Origin of the sequence: Micromonospora sp. URMC 103, from assembly GCF_051386435.1 — a bacterium.
Taxonomy (GTDB): Bacteria; Actinomycetota; Actinomycetes; order Mycobacteriales; family Micromonosporaceae; genus Micromonospora.
Genome location: NZ_JBPQTR010000005.1, coordinates 1,073,240 through 1,090,554, shown reverse-complemented (window position 1 = coordinate 1,090,554; position 17,315 = coordinate 1,073,240). Strand labels below are relative to the sequence as shown.

The following is a 17,315-nucleotide window of genomic DNA, read 5'->3' as shown; positions in this document are numbered from 1 at the left end:
GAGTCGTCGTCACGACCGGCGGCGACTCCCCGGTCGGCGGTGCGCGTGGCCCCGGGTCAGGTGCCCTGGTCCGATTCCAGGCTGTAGATCGTGAGGCCCGCCGCGTCGGCGGCCGCCTCCCGGTTGCCGCGCATCTGCTCCTCGCGGGTGATCAGGTTGGCATACTCGGTGATCTCCGCGGGCCCGGGCACCTCGGGCAGCCGGCGCAGGAAGGCCTCGACGTCCTGGGCGGCCGCGGTGTGCGCCGCGGCGGCCCGGCGCAGCAGGTCCCGGTCGTCGCCCGTGGAGGAGTCGTCGCCGGTGGAAGAACGGTCCGTCATGTCGGCCTGATACCCGTCGCTAGGCGGTTCGCACCCCGCCGGCGCCGGCGACCGGCCCGGCCGGGGCCGAGCGGCGGACGCCGAAGGCCGGGTTGCGCACCAGCCAGGCCAGGTACGCGGGGTGCGGGGCCAGCGAGTCGGTGTACGCCGACCGCGCCGTCTCCACCACCAGTTCCGCGGCCGGGGCGGCGGGCGAGTCCGGGTGCCAGCCGAACATGAGCCGCCAGCGCAGTGGCGTCCCCGCCAGCCGACGGGTGACGAGCCCTCCGGGCGGGCGGAACGTGGCCTGGCACAGGGCCACCGCCTCGCCCGCGTCCACCAGGTCGACGCAGGCGCGGACGTCCGCCTCGTAGACCTTGCGCGGGGTGAAGCCGGCGCGGGCGCAGGCGGCCGCGAAGCAGTCGCCGAAGCAGCCGTCGCCCGGCGCCGCCACCCACTGCTCGTGGCGCAGGTCCACCAGCCGGATCTCGTCCCGCCCGGCGAGGGCGTGCGTCTCCGGCAGCAGCACCATCACCGGGTCGACCGCCACCTCCCGCCAGCTCAGCCCGAGGTCGGCCGACGGGTTGGAGTCGCCGCACACGCCGGTCAGCACGAAGTCGAGCCGGCCGCCCACGACGAGCTGGGCCAGCTCGTCCACCGACCAGGACGCGTACGTCGTGATCTGCGCCTGCGGCTGCTCGGCCGACAGGCGGTGCACGAGCCGGCCGAGGATCGGGCTGTTCACCCCGCCGAACCGGTACCGGCGGGGCGCCTCCGCCGCGCCGGCCAGGCGGGCCGCCTCGTCCTGCAGGCCCTTCATGGCCGGCAGCAGCACCCGGGCGCGGGCGAGCACCAGCTCGCCCAGCGCCGTGGGTCGGGCGCCGCGCCGGTCGCGTTCGAACAGGGGACCGCCCAGCGTCCGTTCGATGCGTTGGAGCTGGGCGGTGAGGGCCGGCTGGGCCAGGCCGAGCGTGGAGGCCGCCTTGGTGACGCTTCCCGTCTCGGCGATCGCGCACACCACCCGCAGGTGTCGCAGCTCCAGATTCATACCGTGACGGTATGACCCCGCTCCGGCCTGGGGGAAGGGCCCGGACGGATCGGCGATGATGGATGACCGTCGACCGGGCCCGGCACCGCCGTCGGCGTCAGTCGCGCGGCGGCTCCGGCAGGTCCGCGAGGTACGTGGGCCGGCCGGTCACCACGTCGCGCACCTTGTCGACGACGCCCAGGGCCGGCTCGACGATCCGGTTCCACGGCGGGGTGGCCGGGGTGCCCGGGTGCGGCCGTGTGGGCGCCGCCTCCTCGGCGATCTCCAGCCGGTTACCGAGCCGGATCAGCTCCTCCGGGCTGGCCACCCCGCGCAGCTCCGCGACGAGCGCGCCCACCCCCTCGACGTGGCGGCGGACTCGCTCGGCGGCCTCGGTGAGGTCGTCGTCGGTGAGCGCCGCGAGCAGCGTCAGCAGGGACGCGTCCGCGTCGAGTTCCCGGTCCACCCGGTCGGCCGCGGCGGGCAGCGCCGCCCGGACGGCCGGCAGCAGGTACTGCTCCTCCGCGGAGAGGTGCCGCGACAGCGCGGCCGTCAACACCGGCACGCCCTCCCGCGGGGTCGCGCCCGGCCCGGTGAGCTGCGCCACGAGCTCCAGCAGTTGCCGGTGCTCCTCGTCGACGATGTCGGCGATGCTGCGTCCGCCGGGCCGGTAGCCCTCCTCGGGGGCGGGCGGCAGCGGCGGCAGGGGGACGGTCATGGTGCCCTCCTCGTCTGGCGGGCGGTGCGGACGGGACGTACGGTCGCGGGCGGCGGTACCCGGGCCGGCCCGCCGCGAAACCGCGCTCCGGCCCGGGGTGACCTCCCGGGGCATCGCGGCTGGTATGAAGAAGCGATGACGAGCGACGCCACCTCCGCCCCACCCGCCCCCACCGACGAGGTCGTCGACCTGTGCCGCGACCTGCTGCGGATCGACACCACCAACACCGGCGACAACGACACGAGCGTGGGCGAGCGCCGCGCCGCCGAGTACGTGGCCGAGAAGCTGGCCGAGGTCGGCGTCACCGCCGAGATCCACGAGTCCGCGCCCGGCCGGGCCAACGTCGTCGCCCGCATCGCCGGCACCGAGCCCGGCCGCGGCGCGCTGCTGGTGCACGGCCACCTCGACGTGGTCCCGGCCGACGCCGACGAGTGGTCGGTGCACCCGTTCTCCGGCGAGATCCGCGACGGCTACCTGTGGGGCCGGGGCGCCATCGACATGAAGGACTTCGACGCCATGGTGCTCGCCGTCGTGCGGCACTGGCAGCGCACCGGCGTACGCCCGACCCGCGACATCGTGCTCGCGTACACCGCCGACGAGGAGGCGGGCAGCGACTACGGCGCCCACTTCCTGGCCCAGCGGCACCGGGACATCTTCGACGGCTGCACCGAGGCGATCGGCGAGGTGGGCGGGTTCTCCTACTCGGTCGACGACTCGCAGCGGCTCTATCTCATCGAGACCGCCGAGAAGGGGCTCGACTGGCTGCGCCTGCACGCCAAGGGCCGCCCGGGGCACGGCTCGATGGTGCACGACGACAACGCTGTCACCGCCCTCGCCGAGGCGGTCGCCCGGGTCGGCCGGCACCGCTTCCCGGTGGTCGTCACCCCGACGGTCCGGGCCTTCCTCGAGGAGGTGTCCGACGTGCTCGGCATCGCCCTCGACCCGGAGGACCCGGAGACCGCGATCGCCAAGCTCGGCCCGATCGCCAACATCATCGGCGCCACGATCCGCAACACCGCCAACCCGACCCGGCTCGCCGCCGGCTACAAGGACAACGTCATCCCCGGCCGGGCCACCGCCACCATCGACTGCCGCAGCCTGCCTGGCCAGTCGGAGGTGCTGGAAGCGCAGCTGCGCGAGCTGGTGGGGCCCGACATCGCCATCGAGTACATCCAGCGCCAGCCGGCCCTGGAGACCACCTTCGACGGCGACCTCGTCGAGGCCATGTCGGCCGCGCTGCGGGCCGAGGACCCGGGCGCCCGCCCGGTGCCCTACATGCTCTCCGGCGGCACCGACGCGAAGGCGTTCTCGCAGCTCGGCATCCGCTGCTTCGGGTTCGCCCCGCTGCGGCTGCCGGCCGACCTGAACTTCTCCGCGCTGTTCCACGGCATCGACGAGCGGGTCCCGGTGGACGGACTACAGTTCGGCGTGCGGGTTCTCGATCGGTTCCTCCGCACCTGCTAACCCGTGTCCGGTGCCTGCGCCCGACGCGGACTCCCCATCTCGAAGGGACAACCTCGCATGACCGACCAGCACGGTGAGCTGGACGCCGCCCTCGAGCGTGTGATCGACGCGGCCCGTCGCCACCTGGCCGCCGTACGCGCCGCGCAGGGCCGCATCGACGACGACGACGTCTGGCAGGCGTACGTGGCGTTGAACAACGCCTCCTACGCGTACGACGAGCAACTCCTGGACGCCTTCGGCGAGGTCACCCCCTGGGACGTCGACTCGATCGACCCGGACGAGGCCGACGAGCGCTTCGGCGGCGGCGCGGAGGGCGTCGAGGCGACCGACCCGCACCCGCGGGTCATCTCGGTCCGCCAGCGCCGCGACTACCGGGTGCCCAGCATCTCGGCGCTCATGCGGGTCGCCGAGATCGCCCGCCGCGAGGGCACCCCGGAGGACGACGAGCCGGCACCCGTCGAGGGCGTCGGCGAGGCGGTGCTGGAGCTGCTGCAGAGCGGCGACGGCTCGCTCGGCGCACTGGACATCCCGGAGCTGGAGCCGCTCGACGGGGTGGTGATGGTCAGCGAGGTCGGCACCCCGGTCGACCTGGAGTCGTTCGACGACGACGACCCGGTGGGCCCGTTCCAGCCGGCCGCCGACGACCGGCTCGTGGGCCGGCTCGACGAGCACCCGTTCCTCGAGCTGGACGACGAGCACGACCACGCCCACTAGCCGCGTCACCCCGGGGTCCTGCCGTGCGGCACGGGCCCCGGGGCGCGGGCGTCGCTCCGGCGGCCGCCGGAGGGCCGCCGTCAGTACGACAGGCCCGGCTGCGGCTGGTTGATCCGCCGACGGCGCAGCATCACCTGCCGCGTCCCGTCCCGGAACAGCCGTACCCGGGCCAACTCCCATCCGGAGAACTCCGCCTGGATCGCCAGCTGCACCGCGGCGGTCACCCGGTCGACGTTCGGCGGCAACCGCAGCGGCGCGTATTCGTAGTCCATGGGCCCTATGCTGCCCAGCCCGGCGACCGTTTGCCACCCCTTGCAGGCGTGACCGGGACCGCTGCCGGGAGGTTCGTGCCGTCCTGGGCGTTACTCCGCCACGGAGTTGGCCGCGAGCAGCCCGGCCAGCGCCGGCGCGGACAGCGCGACGGCCCGGGCGCTGCCCGGGTCCACGGCGAGCCCCCACGACGGGTCCGGCCAGTCGGCGAACAGCTCGGCGCAGGGCATGGCCACGAACGGCACCCCGTCCCCGGCGAACGCCGTGAGGGCGTCCGGTGAGGTGAACACCGGCAGCAGGTTCGCCCCGGTCGCGTCGCCGACCACCGTCCAGGGGAAGTCGCCGTCGGGCGTCGGGTCGCCGGCCAGCGGGACGCACACCGTGGCCCCGGCCAGCAGCCCGAGGTATCCGGGCAGGTCCCGGCGCTCGGCGGCCGCGACGAGGCGGGCCGTCACCTCCGGCTCGGTCGTGCGCGACGCGGCCGCCGCGGGCTCCGGGCCGGCGCTTCGGCCGGACGCGGGGCCGCCGTCCGCCCCGCCCGCGGCGTGGGCCGCCGTCGCGCCGCCCGCGTCGGCCGCGGTCCGGGCCGCCGGCACGGCGGCGGGGCCGGCGGCTGGTGCGGCGGCGTCGGGTGCCGGGGGCACGGGCCGGCAGGAGAGTGCCGCCGGGTCGCCGGTCAGCACCTCGGCGGCGGTACGGGCGACGAACAGGCTGAGCCGGTCGAGCTGCTCCGGCGTGCGGGGCGTCTCGTACCACCAGGCGGCCCCGCCGGTCGACCGGCGCCAGCCGAGCGCCGCCAGCCGGGCCTCGTCGTACGCGGGACACAGCGCCCGGACCACGTCGCGGCGGACGAGCAGGCGCAGCCCGCGGGGGCCGGCCGACAGCTCCAGGTCGGTGTCCCGGTCGCAGCGGGCGAGCGTGTCGCGCAGACGCGCGACGATGTCCGGCCAGCTCGGCGGCGTCATGCCGGCGTGTCCGGCAGGCGGCCGCCCAGCCGTCCGAGCCGCTCCACGGTCTCCTCCAGCCGGCGCATCGCCGAGAAGTCGCCCGGCTTCCCGAACAGGTCGGTCAGCCCCGCGCCGAGCGTCGCGTCGAGCCCCTCGGTCCGTTCCTCCATCTGCGTGGTGGCGGCCGCCCGGGCCCGCCCGTACGCCTCGAGCACCACCTCCGCGACCCCCTCGGTGCCGAGGCGCAGCGCGGCCGGGGCGAGGGTGAGGCCGGTGAGCACGCCGGCGGCGTCGACGGTCGCCGTGACCAGACCGGACTCGTCGGTCGCGGTGCCGGACAGCTCGGCCAGGTCGTCGCGGAGGCCGGAGAACCGGCGCTCGATGTCGGCGATCCGGCCGGCCAGCGCGTCGAACGCGGACGACGGGTCAGTCATGTGGATCCTCCCCCGTGGACGGTCGCACCGGGGTGGTGCCCGGTGGCCGGGAAATCGTATCGTCGGTGCGCCGGACACACGGGGGAGGAACGGGCATGCCGCCGGACATCGAGGTCGACGTGCAAGCGGTCCGTCGACTGGAGACCGCAGCGAGACAGGTGGCCGGCTCGCTGGCCGCCCTGGAGGGGCGGATCGCCTCGGCGGGCGACGTGCCGTCGGACGCCTTCGGCCACCTGCCGTTCGCGAGCGACATGCTGCGCGACAAGTACGCCGAGCAGGTCACCGACGGCATGGACCTGTTCCGCGCCGCCAACGCCGCGTTCGACCGGGTCGCCGGTGCGCTCGGCGACACCGTGGCCGCGTACGAGCGCAACGAGCAGGAGATCGACGCCGGGTTCAAGGCCATCCAGTCGGGGATGCCCCGGTGAGCGGTCCCGCCGGCAGCGCCGTCCAGCTGTGGAACGGCCTCGACAACGCCCTCTCCGGCGTGGAGGACGCGGTCGACAGCGTCTGCCGCACGCTGGCCTGGCCGCTCATCCAGCTCGTCGACATGGTCGACGGTGAGCCCGCCGCGCTGCAGGCGAAGGCCACCGAGTGGGACGCGCTGGCCGCCCAGGTGCGGGAGCTGGCGCAGGGACACCGCAGCACCCGGGAGGCCGCGCAGCCCGGATGGCGGGCGCCCTCCGGCGACGCGTACGGCGAGCGGCTGGCCGAGGTCGAGCAGCAACTGCTCGACCTCGCCGAGCAGTTCGCGGCGACCGCGGAGTACCTGCGGGGCGTCGCCGAGGCCCTGCAGATCGTCCACGACGTGCTCGTCGACCTGTGCGTCGAGTTCGTGAACTGGCTGCTGGTCACACTGGTGACCGCCCTGGTCATGGCGCCGTTCACGGCCGGGGCGTCGTGGGCGACCGGCATGGCCGTCTCGGTGACCCGCGGCATGATCACGGTGACCCGGGCGCTCAAGGTCATCAAGCCGCTGGCCACCCACCTGCAGAAGGTCATCAGGCTGCTCCAGCGCGTGCTCGTCTACCTGCGCAAGCTGCGCAGCCACCTGGACAAGCTGGTCGACAAGCAGAAGGCGCTGCGCAAGGGCATGAAGTCCGTCAACAAGCGGCGCGCCGCCGGCAAGGCCGACAAGTGGTACCACAAGGTCACCGACCCGGTGAAGGGCACCTACAAGCTGGGCAAGTCGGGCTCGCCGTTCGACATGAGCAACCTCGATCGCGTGAAGGCCCTCCGCGAACACGGCCTCAGCGAGGGCGCCCGGGTGATCGGCCGGGACTGGGCCACCAACCTGCCGTGGAACGTGCCCAACAGTGTCGTGCACGGCGTCACCTGGGGTTCCGTGGCCCTGGTGAGCGGCCTCTCCGTGCCCGGGGCCGACCAGGTGAGCGACCGTGTCGACCAGGCGGTGCAGGACGGCGCCGACTGGATCGACCAGAATGTCTTCGGGCAGCCGCCCGCCGACCAGCCGGCGGGTCGCTAGGCCGGTCGAGGAGGCAGCACGTGACGTCAGGGGATCGGGGTCGGCTCGGTCGGCTCGCCGACGCGGTGCTCGGCGGCGCGCGGGCCGCCCGCGACAAGGCCCGCGAGCTGCGCGACGAGTTCCGCACCAGCGACGAGCCGGAGCGGGCCCTCGTGGCGCCGCTGGTCGCCGGCCAGGAGCTCCGTTACGTGGGGCTCGCCCCGGTCCGCACCCCCGAGACCCACCGCGCCGGCAGCCAGCTCGCCGACCGGATGGGCGACGAGCTGGCCGACGCGCTCGACCCGCGCGCGCTGTTCGGGCTGCTGAACATCGTCAACCCGGTGGTCTGGGTGGACGCGGTGATGACTCCGGTGCGGCTGGCCGCCGGCGTGCTGCTGCTGCCCGGCAAGGCCGCCGCCGTGGCGGCCGGCGTGCCAGAGGAGGAGGCGCCGGAGACGGGCCCACCGCACCAGCCGACCCAGCGGGAGCCGCTTCCGCTCACCGAGGAGCAGGAGGCGTTCCGGGCGCTGTTCCGCCTCAGCCGTTACCGGCCGCTCGCCGACCAGCTCGCCGAGATCGCCTACCGGCGCCGGTACGTCTTCAGCGGCGACCTCGCCAGCCTCGCTGGCAGCCTGCTGCTCTTCCTCGACCGCTACACGGGCACCCCGCTCGCGGTCACCGACACTCATCTGCATTTGCTGCGGATGGGGCGCCGCCCCGACGAGGGGCGTCCCGACCGGCGCCAACCGCGCGTGTTGTGGAGCGTCGAGCGCCGCCGGGTCACCCGCATCGACTCGGAGCACGGCGCCCGGCTCGTGCACTTCCCGTCCACCATCGCCTTCGACGACGGGTCGTGGATCCGGATCGTCAACCCGGCCACCCGCGACGACCAGTCCCGCTTCCTCGCCGCGGTCCGCGAGATCCCCGGCAAGCGGCCCACCCCCTGACCGGGCGGCCGTCGCGCGAATCCGCCGGCCACGCGCTGCCGCCTGCCGGCCGCCGGCTGCCCGCCAGCGGCTGCCGGCGGCGCCTGCCGCCGGGGACGCCGGTCGGGCCCGGTCGGTCAGCTGTCGCGTTCGGGGTAGCCGACGGGCACCGCCGACACGTCGTCCAGCGCCGTGGTGATCTCCTCGGGCAGCGTCATCCGCTCCACCTGCAGCGCGCCGAGCAACTGGCCGACCGTGCGGGCGCCGAGGATCGGCGCGGTCACCCCGGGCCGGTCCCGGACCCACGCCAGCGCCACCTCCAGAGGCGAGACCCCCAGCCCGCCGGCCGCGGTGGCCACCGCCTCGACGATGCTGGAGCAGCGTGGCTCCAGGTAGGTGGCGACGAAACGCTCGAAGTGCGGCGACGCGGCCCGCGAGTCGGCCGGGCGGCCGTGCCGGTACTTGCCGGTGAGCACACCCCGGCCCAGCGGCGACCAGGGCAGCACGCCCAGGCCCAGCGCGTCGCAGGCCGGCAGCACCTCCCGCTCCACGCCACGCTCCAGCAGGGAGTACTCGACCTGCGCGGCCACCACCGGGGCCCGCCCCGGCCACGCCGTCTGCCAGGCCGCCGCCCGAGCCGTCTGCCAGCCGGAGAAGTTCGACACCCCGACGTACCGCACCCGTCCGCTGGCCACCGCGTGGTCGAGCGCCGCGAGGGTCTCCTCCAGGGGCGTGTCCGGGTCGTAGCCGTGCACCTGGAACAGGTCCACGTGGTCGGTGCCGAGGCGGCGCAGCGACGCGTCGAGCGTACGCAGCAGGTGCCCCCGGGAGTTGTCGCGGCGCCGGCCGTTGCCCGGCCGCAGCCCCGCCTTCGTGGCGATCAGCAGCTCGTCGCGGGGGACCAGGGCGCCCAGCAACGACCCGATCACCGACTCGGCGTCGCCGTCGCCGTAGACGTCGGCCGTGTCGATGAGGTTGCCGCCCGCGTCGAGGTAACTCTTCAGCTGGGCGGCCGCGTCGTCGGCGTCGGTGTCCCTACCCCACGTCATGGTGCCGAGAGCGAGCCGCGAAACCGCCAGCCCGCTTCGGCCGAGCGGTCGCTGTTGCATGGGTGAACCTTATTTCGAACCCGCCGCAACCGATATCCTCGCTCCCGTCATGTCTCCCGGGTTCTGCCGGTGTTCCTGCCGGCGGAACGCCGGATCCCGCCCCGGCGAGCCGAAGCGGTGAGCCGGTGGTCGGGCCGTCCGCCGGCATTGCGTAACCTGATGCGACCTGTGGTGCGGATGGGGGAGGACGATTGCGACTCGGGCTCAGCCTCGGATACCAGACGGCGTGGAGCACGCCGGCCGACCACCTGGCCCTGGCCCAGGAGGCGGACCGGCTCGGCTATTCGGTGGTGTGGGCGGCGGAGGCGTACGGCTCCGACTCGCCGAGCATGCTCGCCTGGATCGCCGGGCAGACCGAACGGATCGACGTGGGCAGCGCGGTCATGCAGATCCCCGCGCGCACACCCGCCGCCACCGCCATGACCGCGGCCACCATCGACGCCCTCTCCGGCGGCCGGTTCCGCCTGGGCCTGGGGGTGTCCGGCCCACAGGTCTCGGAGGGCTGGCACGGCGTACGCTTCGCCAAGCCCCTGGCCCGCACCCGCGAGTTCGTGGACATCGTCAAGCTGGCGGTCGGCCGTAAGGAGGTCGCGTACGCCGGCGAGCACTACACCCTGCCGCTGCCCGGCGGCCCCGGCAAGGCGCTGCGGCTCAGCTTCCACCCCCCGCGCGAGCACATCCCGATCTACCTGGCCGCCGTCGGCCCGAAGAACCTGGAGCTGGCCGGGGAGATCGCGGACGGCTGGCTCGCCGTCTTCTACGCCCCCGAGTTCGCCGAGGAGCAGCTCGCCGCCGTCCGCGCCGGCCGGGCCCGCGTCGGCAAGGACCTCGCCGGCTTCGACGTGGTGCCGTCGGTCCCCGTGGTGGTCGGCGACGACGTGGCGGCCTGCGCCGAACTGGTCCGCTGGTACGCGGCGCTGTACGTGGGCGGCATGGGCAGCCGGCAGCAGAACTTCTACAACCAGCTGGCCACCCGGATGGGCTACGGCGACGCGGCGCGCGAGGTGCAGGACCTGTACCTCGCCAAGCGGCAGCGCGACGCGGCCGCCGCGGTGCCGCTGGAGTTCATCGACCGGACGTCGCTGCTCGGCCCGAAGGAGCGCATCGCCGAGCGGATGCGGGAGTACGCCGCGGCGGGCGTCACCACGCTGTCGGTGAACCTGTTCGTGGCGGACCGGGACAGCGGCGTGCAGACGCTGCGCACCGTCGCCGAGGCGCTGGAGCTGGCCGGAGTGGCCGAGTGACCTGGGTCGAGGCCATCGTCCTGGGCATCGTCCAGGGGCTCACGGAATTCCTGCCGATCAGCTCGTCGGGGCACCTGCGGATCACCTCGGCGCTCTTCTTCGGGCGCGACGCCGGCGCGTCGTTCACCGCCGTGACACAGCTGGGCACCGAGGCGGCCGTCCTCATCTACTTCGCCAAGGACATCTGGCGGATCGCGCGTACCTGGATCGTCGGCCTGTGGGACCGCTCGGTCCGCTCCAGCCTCGACTACCGGATGGGCTGGTACGTCATCGTCGGCACCATCCCCATCGGGATCTTCGGCTTCCTGTTCAAGGACCAGATCCGTACCGCCGGGCGCAACCTCTGGCTGGTGGCGACCACGCTCATCGTCTTCGCCTTCGTGCTCGCCTTCGCCGAGTACTGGGGCCGGCAGACCCGCACCCTCGAGAACTTCCGGATGCGCGACGGCGTCGTGATGGGCTTCGCCCAGGCCATGGCGCTCGTCCCGGGGGTGTCCCGCTCCGGCGGCACCCTCACCGCCGGCCTGTTGCTCAACCTGACCCGGGAGACGGCCGCGCGGTACTCGTTCCTGCTGGCCATCCCGGCGGTGGTGCTGTCCGGCGTGTTCAGCCTCGGGGACGTCTTCGAACCCGCGGCGCCGGGCACGGCCGCCCCGACCGTCGCCATGCTGATCGTGGCCACGATCATCGCCTTCGGCGTCGGGTACGCGGCCATCGCCTGGCTGCTGCGCTACGTGGCCCACCACACCCTGTACGTCTTCGTGCTCTACCGGGTGGCTCTCGGCACCCTGGTCCTCGCCCTGCTGCTGACCGGTCAACTCAGCGCCACCTGACCCGGGTCCGGACATGCCGCTGGCCGGCACCCCGTTCGGGGTGCCGGCCAGCGGTCGTTGCGTGCTTGTGTGGTTGTCAGCTGTTCCAGTACTGGGCGACCAGGTCGGCGGCCTGCTGTTCCCACTGGGCGTACGCGTCGGGGTAGGCGGAGACCTGTACCGTCTGCGCGGCCTGGGTCAGCGGCATGTCGTGCCAGCCGTCGATCTGCTTGAGGCCCTTCTGGAAGGCCATGGTGGAGTACTCGGGGTCGGTGATCTGCTCCGGCGTGCCCCAACCCGAGCTCGGGCGCTGTTGGAACAGGCCCAGCGAGTCGTGGTCGTTGGCGTCACCCAGGTGACCCAGGTTCTCCAGCTTCGACTCCTGCAGGCTCGTGGCGATGGAGATGACCGCGGCCCGCTCGTCGAGGCCGGACTTCTTCGTCGCCGCGATGATGGCCTTGGCGTTGTTGGTCTGCTCGTCGTCCAGGGCGATGTGCGACTGCGCGCCCTGGGTGCCGTGCGGGATCAGCTTGGCCTTGTCCACGGCCGGCTTGTCGGCCTGCACCACGGCGACGGGCTTCATGTCGTGACTCGGGGTCGCGGCGTGGGCGGCGATGGGGCCGGCGGCGACACCGGTGGTGAACGCCAGACCAGCGATACCCAGCACACTCTTACGCAGCATCGTGTTCTTCATGATCGTGTTCATGAGGAAAGCTCCTTTGGGGGTGAGACACCCACACGCCTCGGGGGCGGCTGTTTGCGTGGGTGCGAGCACCAACAGAGGCGCCCTTTCGTGAAACAGAAAGTCTGTGCGGGCGTGCCCTTGGGGGGTGGCTAACGCCCGGGGGAACGGCGCGGATGGGCGGGGGTGCTCCACCGCGCCGGGTCCATGTCCAACGACCGGCGGCCCGCCATCATTCCGGGGGCCTACGCTCGGCCGGGTCCGTGTGTAACGACCCGCGGCCCGCCATCATTCCGGCGGGCGTGTGCTCGGGCCGGGTCCGTGTGTAACGACCGGCGGCCCGCCGTCATTCCGGGGGCTGGCGGCCCGCGTCTGCGGGCTGCTTCCTCGGCCGTCGGGGATAGTCAACGCCCCCGGCCCGCCCACGATTCCGGCCCCACGATGCCACCGGTCACACCGTCAAACCGGTCAACACGGGCCGGATGACACGTCCGGCCGAAGACTGAACCGGACATCCAGGCACACATCTCGCGGTGGTGAGGATCCGGAGACGGCCTCGAAGATCCGTCGGCCCTGCGTTCGAGGCGTGACGTCCCGCTCATCGTCGACCCGCACCCGGCCCGCCCTCGACCTCGTGAACCCGGCAAACGCCCCGGCAGCCGTCCCGACACCGCGCGAACCGGACATTCAACCCAGCCGTCGAACCGCGGCCTGCCGTCTACGGCTCTACGCCTCACCGCGTTGGCTTCTGCGCGTCACCGCGCGAGCATGCGCCCGGGCAACCACGCGCCCGCGCAAGCATGGCGCCCGCGCAAGCATGGCGCCCGCGCAACCGTGGCGCCCGCGCAACCGTGGCGCCCGCGCAACCGTGGCGCCCGCGCAACCATGGCGCCCCGCGCAACCACGCGCCCGCGCAATCATGCGCCCGTCCCGACCTGAAAGCGGCGAACCGGACATTCATGCCACCGGTTCGTGCCTGCCCCGGCATGATCCACTCGACTTCCTGGAAGTCGCGGTGTCGGCCAGGGCCAGACACCGCGACATCAAGGAACCCGAGTCGATCAACGCCAACCCGCGCCGGCACTCCGGTCGGCACCCGCCAGATCGACTCCAGTTCGCCGATCTGGCGGTATCCGACGCATCGGGATACCGCCGTATCGCCGCAACGGAGTCGATCAAGACGGCGAGCCACGGCGGGCCACGCGGCACGCTCGGCGGACGGCGAGCGCCTCGACGGGGCGCGGTGGCTGCCGACGGCCCGCCGGTTCGCCGCCGGCCCGCCGGTTCGCCGCCGGTCCGCCGGCACGCCCGCCGGTCCGCCGGCACGCCCGCCGGTCCGCCGGCACGCCCGCCGGTCCGCCGGCACGCCCGCCGGTCCGCCGGCACGCGCCCCGGCCCGCCGGCACGCCGCCGGCACGCCGCCGGGCACGCCGCCAGCCCGCCGACGGCGCGCCGTCCACCGACGGCGCGGCGCTCGTGGCGCAGCCCTGGGCGCGGCGCCGGTCGCGGGGCAGGTTCTAGGGTGGTCACCGTGGCGACCCTTCTGCTTCTGCGACACGGCCGGACGACCGCGAACGCCGACGGTGGCCTGGCCGGCCGGCAACCGGTCGAGCTGGACGAGACCGGCCGGGCGCAGGCCACCGCCGTCGGGGAGCGGCTGCGCGCCGTACCCCTCGCGGCCGTCGTGACCAGCCCGTTGATCCGCTGCCGGCAGACCCTGGAGTTGGCGCTGCCGGACGCGTCCCCGGTGGTCGAGGAGGGGCTCATCGAGTGCGGGTACGGCGCCTGGGAGGGGCAGCCGCTCAAGAAGCTCGCCAAGGACCCGCTCTGGCCCGTGGTGCAGCAGCACCCGAGCGCGGCGGTCTTTCCCGAGGGGGAGGCGATGGCCGCGATGGCGGCGCGGGCCGTGGCGGCGGTGCGCTCGTGGGACGCCCGGGTGACCGCCGAGCACGGGCCGGAGGCGGTCTGGCTGGCGTGCAGCCACGGCGATGTGATCAAGGCCATCGTGGCGGACGCGCTGGGCGTACATCTGGATCTGTTCCAGCGGATCGTAGCCGACCCGGCCTCGGTGACGGCGATCCGCTACACGCCGTTGCGGCCGTTCCTGGTGCGCCTCAACGACACCGGTGGCGACCTGGCGGCCCTGGTGCCGCCCGCGAAGAAGCGGCGCCGGCGGGCGCCGCGGCGTACCGACTCGGACGCGGCCGTGGGCGGCGGCGCCGGCGCGTCCGCGTGAACGGTGACGGGGGACGGATGTGACGCCGATCGCCAGGAAGGGCCGGACGCGACGATTCGGGTCGGTGGGGTGCGCGGTGCCGTGGCACGCCGGATAGGGTCGTGGGTATGACCCACCAGGTGCACGCCTTCGAGCCGCCGGAGCGGTTCGTCGCCGGGACCGTCGGGCCGCCGGGGGAGCGGACGTTCTTCCTCCAGGCTCGCGGCGGCGGCCGGCTGGTCAGCGTCGCGCTGGAGAAGGTGCAGGTGTCCCTGCTCGCCGAGAAGCTCGAGGAGCTGCTCACCGAGGCGCACCGCCGGTTCGGGGTGGATCTGCCCGAGCCGCCGGCCGCCGTCGGCGACAACGACCCGCTGGACACGCCGGTCGACGAGGAGTTCCGGGTCGGCACCCTGGGGTTGGCCTTCGACGTCGACACCGCGACCGTGGTGATCGAGGCGATCGCGGCCGGCGAGACGGAGGCCGAGGTCGAGCTGGGCGGCCCCGAGGACGACGAGGACGACGAGGAGCCGGACGACGACCTCGACCGGCTGCGGGTCCGGCTGACCCCGCAGGCGACCCGCGAGTTCATCGAGCGGGCGCGGCGGGTGGTCAACGCCGGGCGTCCGCCCTGCCCCCTCTGCGGCCAGCCGCTGGATCCCGCCGGGCACCTCTGCCCGCGGCACAACGGTTACCACCGGTGACGTCGTCCAACACCCAGCCCCGACAGGACGGCAGCGCGGCGCTCCGGTTGCTGCGCGACGGCGAGCTCACCCTCGAGGGACGCCTCGTCGACGCGTCGAACGCCACGCTGCGCGGCGTGCTGACCCTCGACGGGGTCAGCGCCCACTGCGTCTACAAGCCGGTGCGCGGCGAGCGTCCCCTCTGGGACTTCCCGGACGGCACTCTGGCCGGCCGGGAGGTCTCCGCCTACCTGGTCTCCCGTGCCACCGGCTGGGATCTGGTGCCGCCGACCGTGCTGCGTGACGGCCCGTTCGGCCCGGGCTCCTGCCAGCTCTGGATCGACGAGCCGGCCGACGCGGAGCCGCTCGTCGGGTTCGTGCCGGACGAGGCCGTGCCGCCCCGCTGGTTCGCGATCGCGGCGGCCCGGGACGACGACGGCACCCCGTACGCCCTGGCGCACGCCGACGACCCGCGGCTGGCCCGCCTCGTGGTGCTCGACGCGGTGATCAACAACGCGGACCGCAAGGGCGGGCACGTGCTGGTGGGCCCGGACGACCGGATCTACGGCGTGGACCACGGCGTGAGCTTCCACGTGGAGGAGAAGCTGCGGACGGTGCTGTGGGGTTGGGCCGGGCGGCAGCTGCCACCGGACGCCGTGCAGATGCTCGACGCGCTCGCCGGCCAGGTGGCCGGGCCGCTCGGCGAGGAGTTGGCCGAGCACCTGACGATCAGCGAGGTGGCCGAGGTGGCCGCCCGCATCGACCGGCTGCGCGACAGCGGCCGATTCCCGCTGCCCCCCGAGGACTGGCCGGCCGTTCCCTGGCCGCCGGTCTGACGGCCGGCGGACCAGACCGACAGCCGCACGGCCCGGACGGACGCCGGGCGTACCCGCGCTGTCATGTTGATCACCCGCGGGCGTGCCCTCCCGGTGTCGGCCGGCTGGTTAGGCTGGCGGGCATGGAACCGTGGGCGGGACACGAGGTGCCGCGGCTGCCGGGCAGGGGCGGTCCGCTGGCGTTGTACGACTCGGCGCGGCGGGGTGTGTACCCGAGCGATCCGTCGGACGCGGCGCGGATGTACGTCTGCGGCATCACCCCGTACGACGCCACACACCTCGGTCACGCCGCCACCATGATCACGTTCGACCTGGTGCAGCGGGTGTGGCGGGACGCCGGGCGGCCCGTGCGGTACGTGCAGAACGTCACCGACATCGACGACCCGCTGCTGGAGCGCGCGGCGCGCGACGGTGAGGACTGGGTGGTCCTCGCCATGCGGGAGACGGCGCTGTTCCGGGAGGACATGGAGGCGCTGCGGATCATCCCGCCGGAGCACTACGTGGGTGCCGTCGAGTCGATTCCGGACATCGCGGAGAAGGTCCAGGTCCTGCTGAAGGACGGTGCCGCGTACCGCCTCGACGACGGCACCGGCGACGTGTACTTCGACATCGCGGCGGCGCCCCGGTTCGGGTACGAGTCGAACCTGAGCCGCGAGCAGATGCTCGAGATCTTCCCGGAGCGGGGCGGCGACCCGGACCGGGCGGGCAAGCGTGACCCGCTCGACCCGCTGCTGTGGCGGGGCGCCCGCGAGGGCGAGCCGTCCTGGCCCGGTGGCGAGCTGGGCGCGGGCCGCCCGGGCTGGCACATCGAGTGCGCGGTGATCGCCCTCAACCTGCTGGGCGACCGGATCGACGTGCAGGGCGGCGGCAACGACCTGCTGTTCCCGCACCACGAGGCGTCGGCGGCGCACGCCGAGCGGTTGACCGGTGAGGCGCCGTTCGCCGACCACTACGTGCACGCCGGCATGATCGGCCTGGACGGCGAGAAGATGTCCAAGTCGCGGGGCAACCTCGTCTTCGTCTCGCGCCTTCGCGCCGACCGGGTCGACCCCATGGCGATCCGCCTGGCGCTGCTGTCGGGCCACTACCGCAGCGACCGGACGTGGACCGACGAGCTGTTGGCCACCGCGCAGGAGCGACTGGCCCGCTGGCGGCAGGCCGCCGCCGCGCCCGCGGGGCCGTCGGGGGCCGAGCTGCTGGCGGGCGTACGCGCACGGCTCGCCGACGACCTGGACAGCCCCGGTGCGCTGGCGGTGGCCGACGCCTGGGCCGAGCAGGCCCTGGCGGGCGCGGGGGACGACGCGGCGGCTCCGGCGCTGTTCGCGGACACCGTCGACGCCCTCCTCGGCATCCGCCTCTAACACCCACCACCCGCCACCCGGCGACCGCTCCACGACGCTTGATCGACTCCGTCTCGCCGATGTGGCGGCATCCGGCACGTCGGGACACCGCCACTTCGGCGACATGGTGTCG

The 17,315-nt window shown here is 74.1% G+C and carries 19 protein-coding genes; 11 read left to right on the top strand and 8 right to left on the bottom strand.

The window, feature by feature from the left end; all coding sequences use genetic code 11:
- Positions 1-56 precede the first annotated feature (56 nt).
- From ACSNOA_RS18125 to ACSNOA_RS18115, 3 genes are all read right to left on the bottom strand, one after another.
- Positions 57-320: a hypothetical protein gene (locus tag ACSNOA_RS18125; RefSeq protein WP_436659825.1), complete on the bottom strand. Its 264-nt coding sequence runs from the start codon at positions 318-320 to the stop codon at positions 57-59.
- Positions 321-339: 19 nt separating this feature from the next.
- Entirely contained in the window at positions 340-1,347 is a 1,008-nt protein-coding gene (locus tag ACSNOA_RS18120) for a LysR family transcriptional regulator (protein WP_436659823.1), read from the bottom strand.
- Between the two features lie 97 nt (positions 1,348-1,444).
- Positions 1,445-2,044, bottom strand: coding sequence for a hemerythrin domain-containing protein (locus tag ACSNOA_RS18115; RefSeq protein ID WP_436659821.1), 600 nt, complete (start codon positions 2,042-2,044; stop codon positions 1,445-1,447).
- Between the two features lie 135 nt (positions 2,045-2,179).
- Between ACSNOA_RS18115 and ACSNOA_RS18110 the strand changes: the two genes are divergently transcribed.
- Together ACSNOA_RS18110 and ACSNOA_RS18105 are read left to right on the top strand one after the other, a co-directional pair.
- The gene (locus ACSNOA_RS18110; protein WP_436659819.1) at positions 2,180-3,508 is read left to right on the top strand and encodes a M20/M25/M40 family metallo-hydrolase; all 1,329 of its coding nucleotides are present in this window, start codon (positions 2,180-2,182) and stop codon (positions 3,506-3,508) included.
- 57 nt (positions 3,509-3,565) lie between these two features.
- The gene (locus ACSNOA_RS18105) at positions 3,566-4,222 is read left to right on the top strand and encodes a hypothetical protein (RefSeq protein ID WP_436659817.1); all 657 of its coding nucleotides are present in this window, start codon (positions 3,566-3,568) and stop codon (positions 4,220-4,222) included.
- Positions 4,223-4,302: 80 nt separating this feature from the next.
- Here the strand turns inward: ACSNOA_RS18105 and ACSNOA_RS18100 are convergent, their stop codons facing one another.
- From ACSNOA_RS18100 to ACSNOA_RS18090, 3 genes are all read right to left on the bottom strand, one after another.
- Positions 4,303-4,494 (bottom strand): DUF5703 family protein, encoded by a 192-nt coding sequence (locus tag ACSNOA_RS18100; protein ID WP_436659815.1) that lies wholly within the window; start codon positions 4,492-4,494, stop codon positions 4,303-4,305.
- 90 nt (positions 4,495-4,584) lie between these two features.
- Positions 4,585-5,457, bottom strand: a complete 873-nt coding sequence (locus ACSNOA_RS18095) for an SseB family protein (protein ID WP_436659813.1) — start codon at positions 5,455-5,457, stop codon at positions 4,585-4,587.
- The gene (locus tag ACSNOA_RS18090) at positions 5,454-5,873 is read right to left on the bottom strand and encodes a YbaB/EbfC family nucleoid-associated protein (protein WP_436659811.1); all 420 of its coding nucleotides are present in this window, start codon (positions 5,871-5,873) and stop codon (positions 5,454-5,456) included. The genes ACSNOA_RS18095 and ACSNOA_RS18090 overlap by 4 nt, the downstream gene beginning before the upstream one ends.
- Before the next feature lie 95 nt (positions 5,874-5,968).
- Between ACSNOA_RS18090 and ACSNOA_RS18085 the strand changes: the two genes are divergently transcribed.
- From ACSNOA_RS18085 to ACSNOA_RS18075, 3 genes are read left to right on the top strand one after another with little or no spacing between them, the layout of a single operon-like run.
- The gene (locus ACSNOA_RS18085; RefSeq protein WP_436659809.1) at positions 5,969-6,301 is read left to right on the top strand and encodes a hypothetical protein; all 333 of its coding nucleotides are present in this window, start codon (positions 5,969-5,971) and stop codon (positions 6,299-6,301) included.
- The gene (locus ACSNOA_RS18080; RefSeq protein ID WP_436659807.1) at positions 6,298-7,359 is read left to right on the top strand and encodes a WXG100 family type VII secretion target; all 1,062 of its coding nucleotides are present in this window, start codon (positions 6,298-6,300) and stop codon (positions 7,357-7,359) included. Before ACSNOA_RS18085 ends, ACSNOA_RS18080 begins: the two co-directional genes overlap by 4 nt.
- 20 nt (positions 7,360-7,379) lie before the next feature.
- Positions 7,380-8,285 carry a hypothetical protein gene (locus tag ACSNOA_RS18075; RefSeq protein WP_436659805.1) on the top strand — a complete coding sequence of 302 codons (906 nt, stop codon included), beginning with the start codon at positions 7,380-7,382 and terminating at the stop codon, positions 8,283-8,285.
- Positions 8,286-8,401: 116 nt separating this feature from the next.
- Here the strand turns inward: ACSNOA_RS18075 and ACSNOA_RS18070 are convergent, their stop codons facing one another.
- Positions 8,402-9,373, bottom strand: a complete 972-nt coding sequence (locus tag ACSNOA_RS18070; protein ID WP_436659803.1) for an aldo/keto reductase — start codon at positions 9,371-9,373, stop codon at positions 8,402-8,404.
- A 191-nt stretch (positions 9,374-9,564) separates the two neighbouring features.
- Here ACSNOA_RS18070 and ACSNOA_RS18065 point away from each other — a divergent pair, with 191 nt between their 5' ends.
- Positions 9,565-10,617, top strand: coding sequence for an LLM class F420-dependent oxidoreductase (locus tag ACSNOA_RS18065; RefSeq protein ID WP_436659801.1), 1,053 nt, complete (start codon positions 9,565-9,567; stop codon positions 10,615-10,617).
- Positions 10,614-11,450 (top strand): undecaprenyl-diphosphate phosphatase, encoded by an 837-nt coding sequence (locus ACSNOA_RS18060; protein ID WP_436659799.1) that lies wholly within the window; start codon positions 10,614-10,616, stop codon positions 11,448-11,450. The genes ACSNOA_RS18065 and ACSNOA_RS18060 overlap by 4 nt, the downstream gene beginning before the upstream one ends.
- A 76-nt stretch (positions 11,451-11,526) precedes the next feature.
- On the opposite strand, the gene ACSNOA_RS18055 is transcribed toward ACSNOA_RS18060, so the two are convergent.
- Positions 11,527-12,123, bottom strand: a complete 597-nt coding sequence (locus ACSNOA_RS18055; RefSeq protein WP_436662360.1) for a hypothetical protein — start codon at positions 12,121-12,123, stop codon at positions 11,527-11,529.
- A gap of 1,510 nt (positions 12,124-13,633) precedes the next feature.
- On the opposite strand from ACSNOA_RS18055, the gene ACSNOA_RS18050 reads away from it, so the two are divergent.
- From ACSNOA_RS18050 to mshC, 4 genes are all read left to right on the top strand, one after another.
- Positions 13,634-14,347, top strand: a complete 714-nt coding sequence (locus ACSNOA_RS18050; protein WP_436659797.1) for an MSMEG_4193 family putative phosphomutase — start codon at positions 13,634-13,636, stop codon at positions 14,345-14,347.
- A 107-nt stretch (positions 14,348-14,454) separates the two neighbouring features.
- The gene (locus ACSNOA_RS18045) at positions 14,455-15,027 is read left to right on the top strand and encodes a DUF3090 domain-containing protein (RefSeq protein WP_436659795.1); all 573 of its coding nucleotides are present in this window, start codon (positions 14,455-14,457) and stop codon (positions 15,025-15,027) included.
- Positions 15,024-15,842 (top strand): SCO1664 family protein, encoded by an 819-nt coding sequence (locus ACSNOA_RS18040; RefSeq protein WP_436659793.1) that lies wholly within the window; start codon positions 15,024-15,026, stop codon positions 15,840-15,842. Before ACSNOA_RS18045 ends, ACSNOA_RS18040 begins: the two co-directional genes overlap by 4 nt.
- Before the next feature lie 122 nt (positions 15,843-15,964).
- Complete coding sequence (gene mshC / locus ACSNOA_RS18035) at positions 15,965-17,203, top strand: cysteine--1-D-myo-inosityl 2-amino-2-deoxy-alpha-D-glucopyranoside ligase (RefSeq protein WP_436659791.1); 1,239 nt, start codon at positions 15,965-15,967, stop codon at positions 17,201-17,203.
- Positions 17,204-17,315 lie beyond the last annotated feature (112 nt).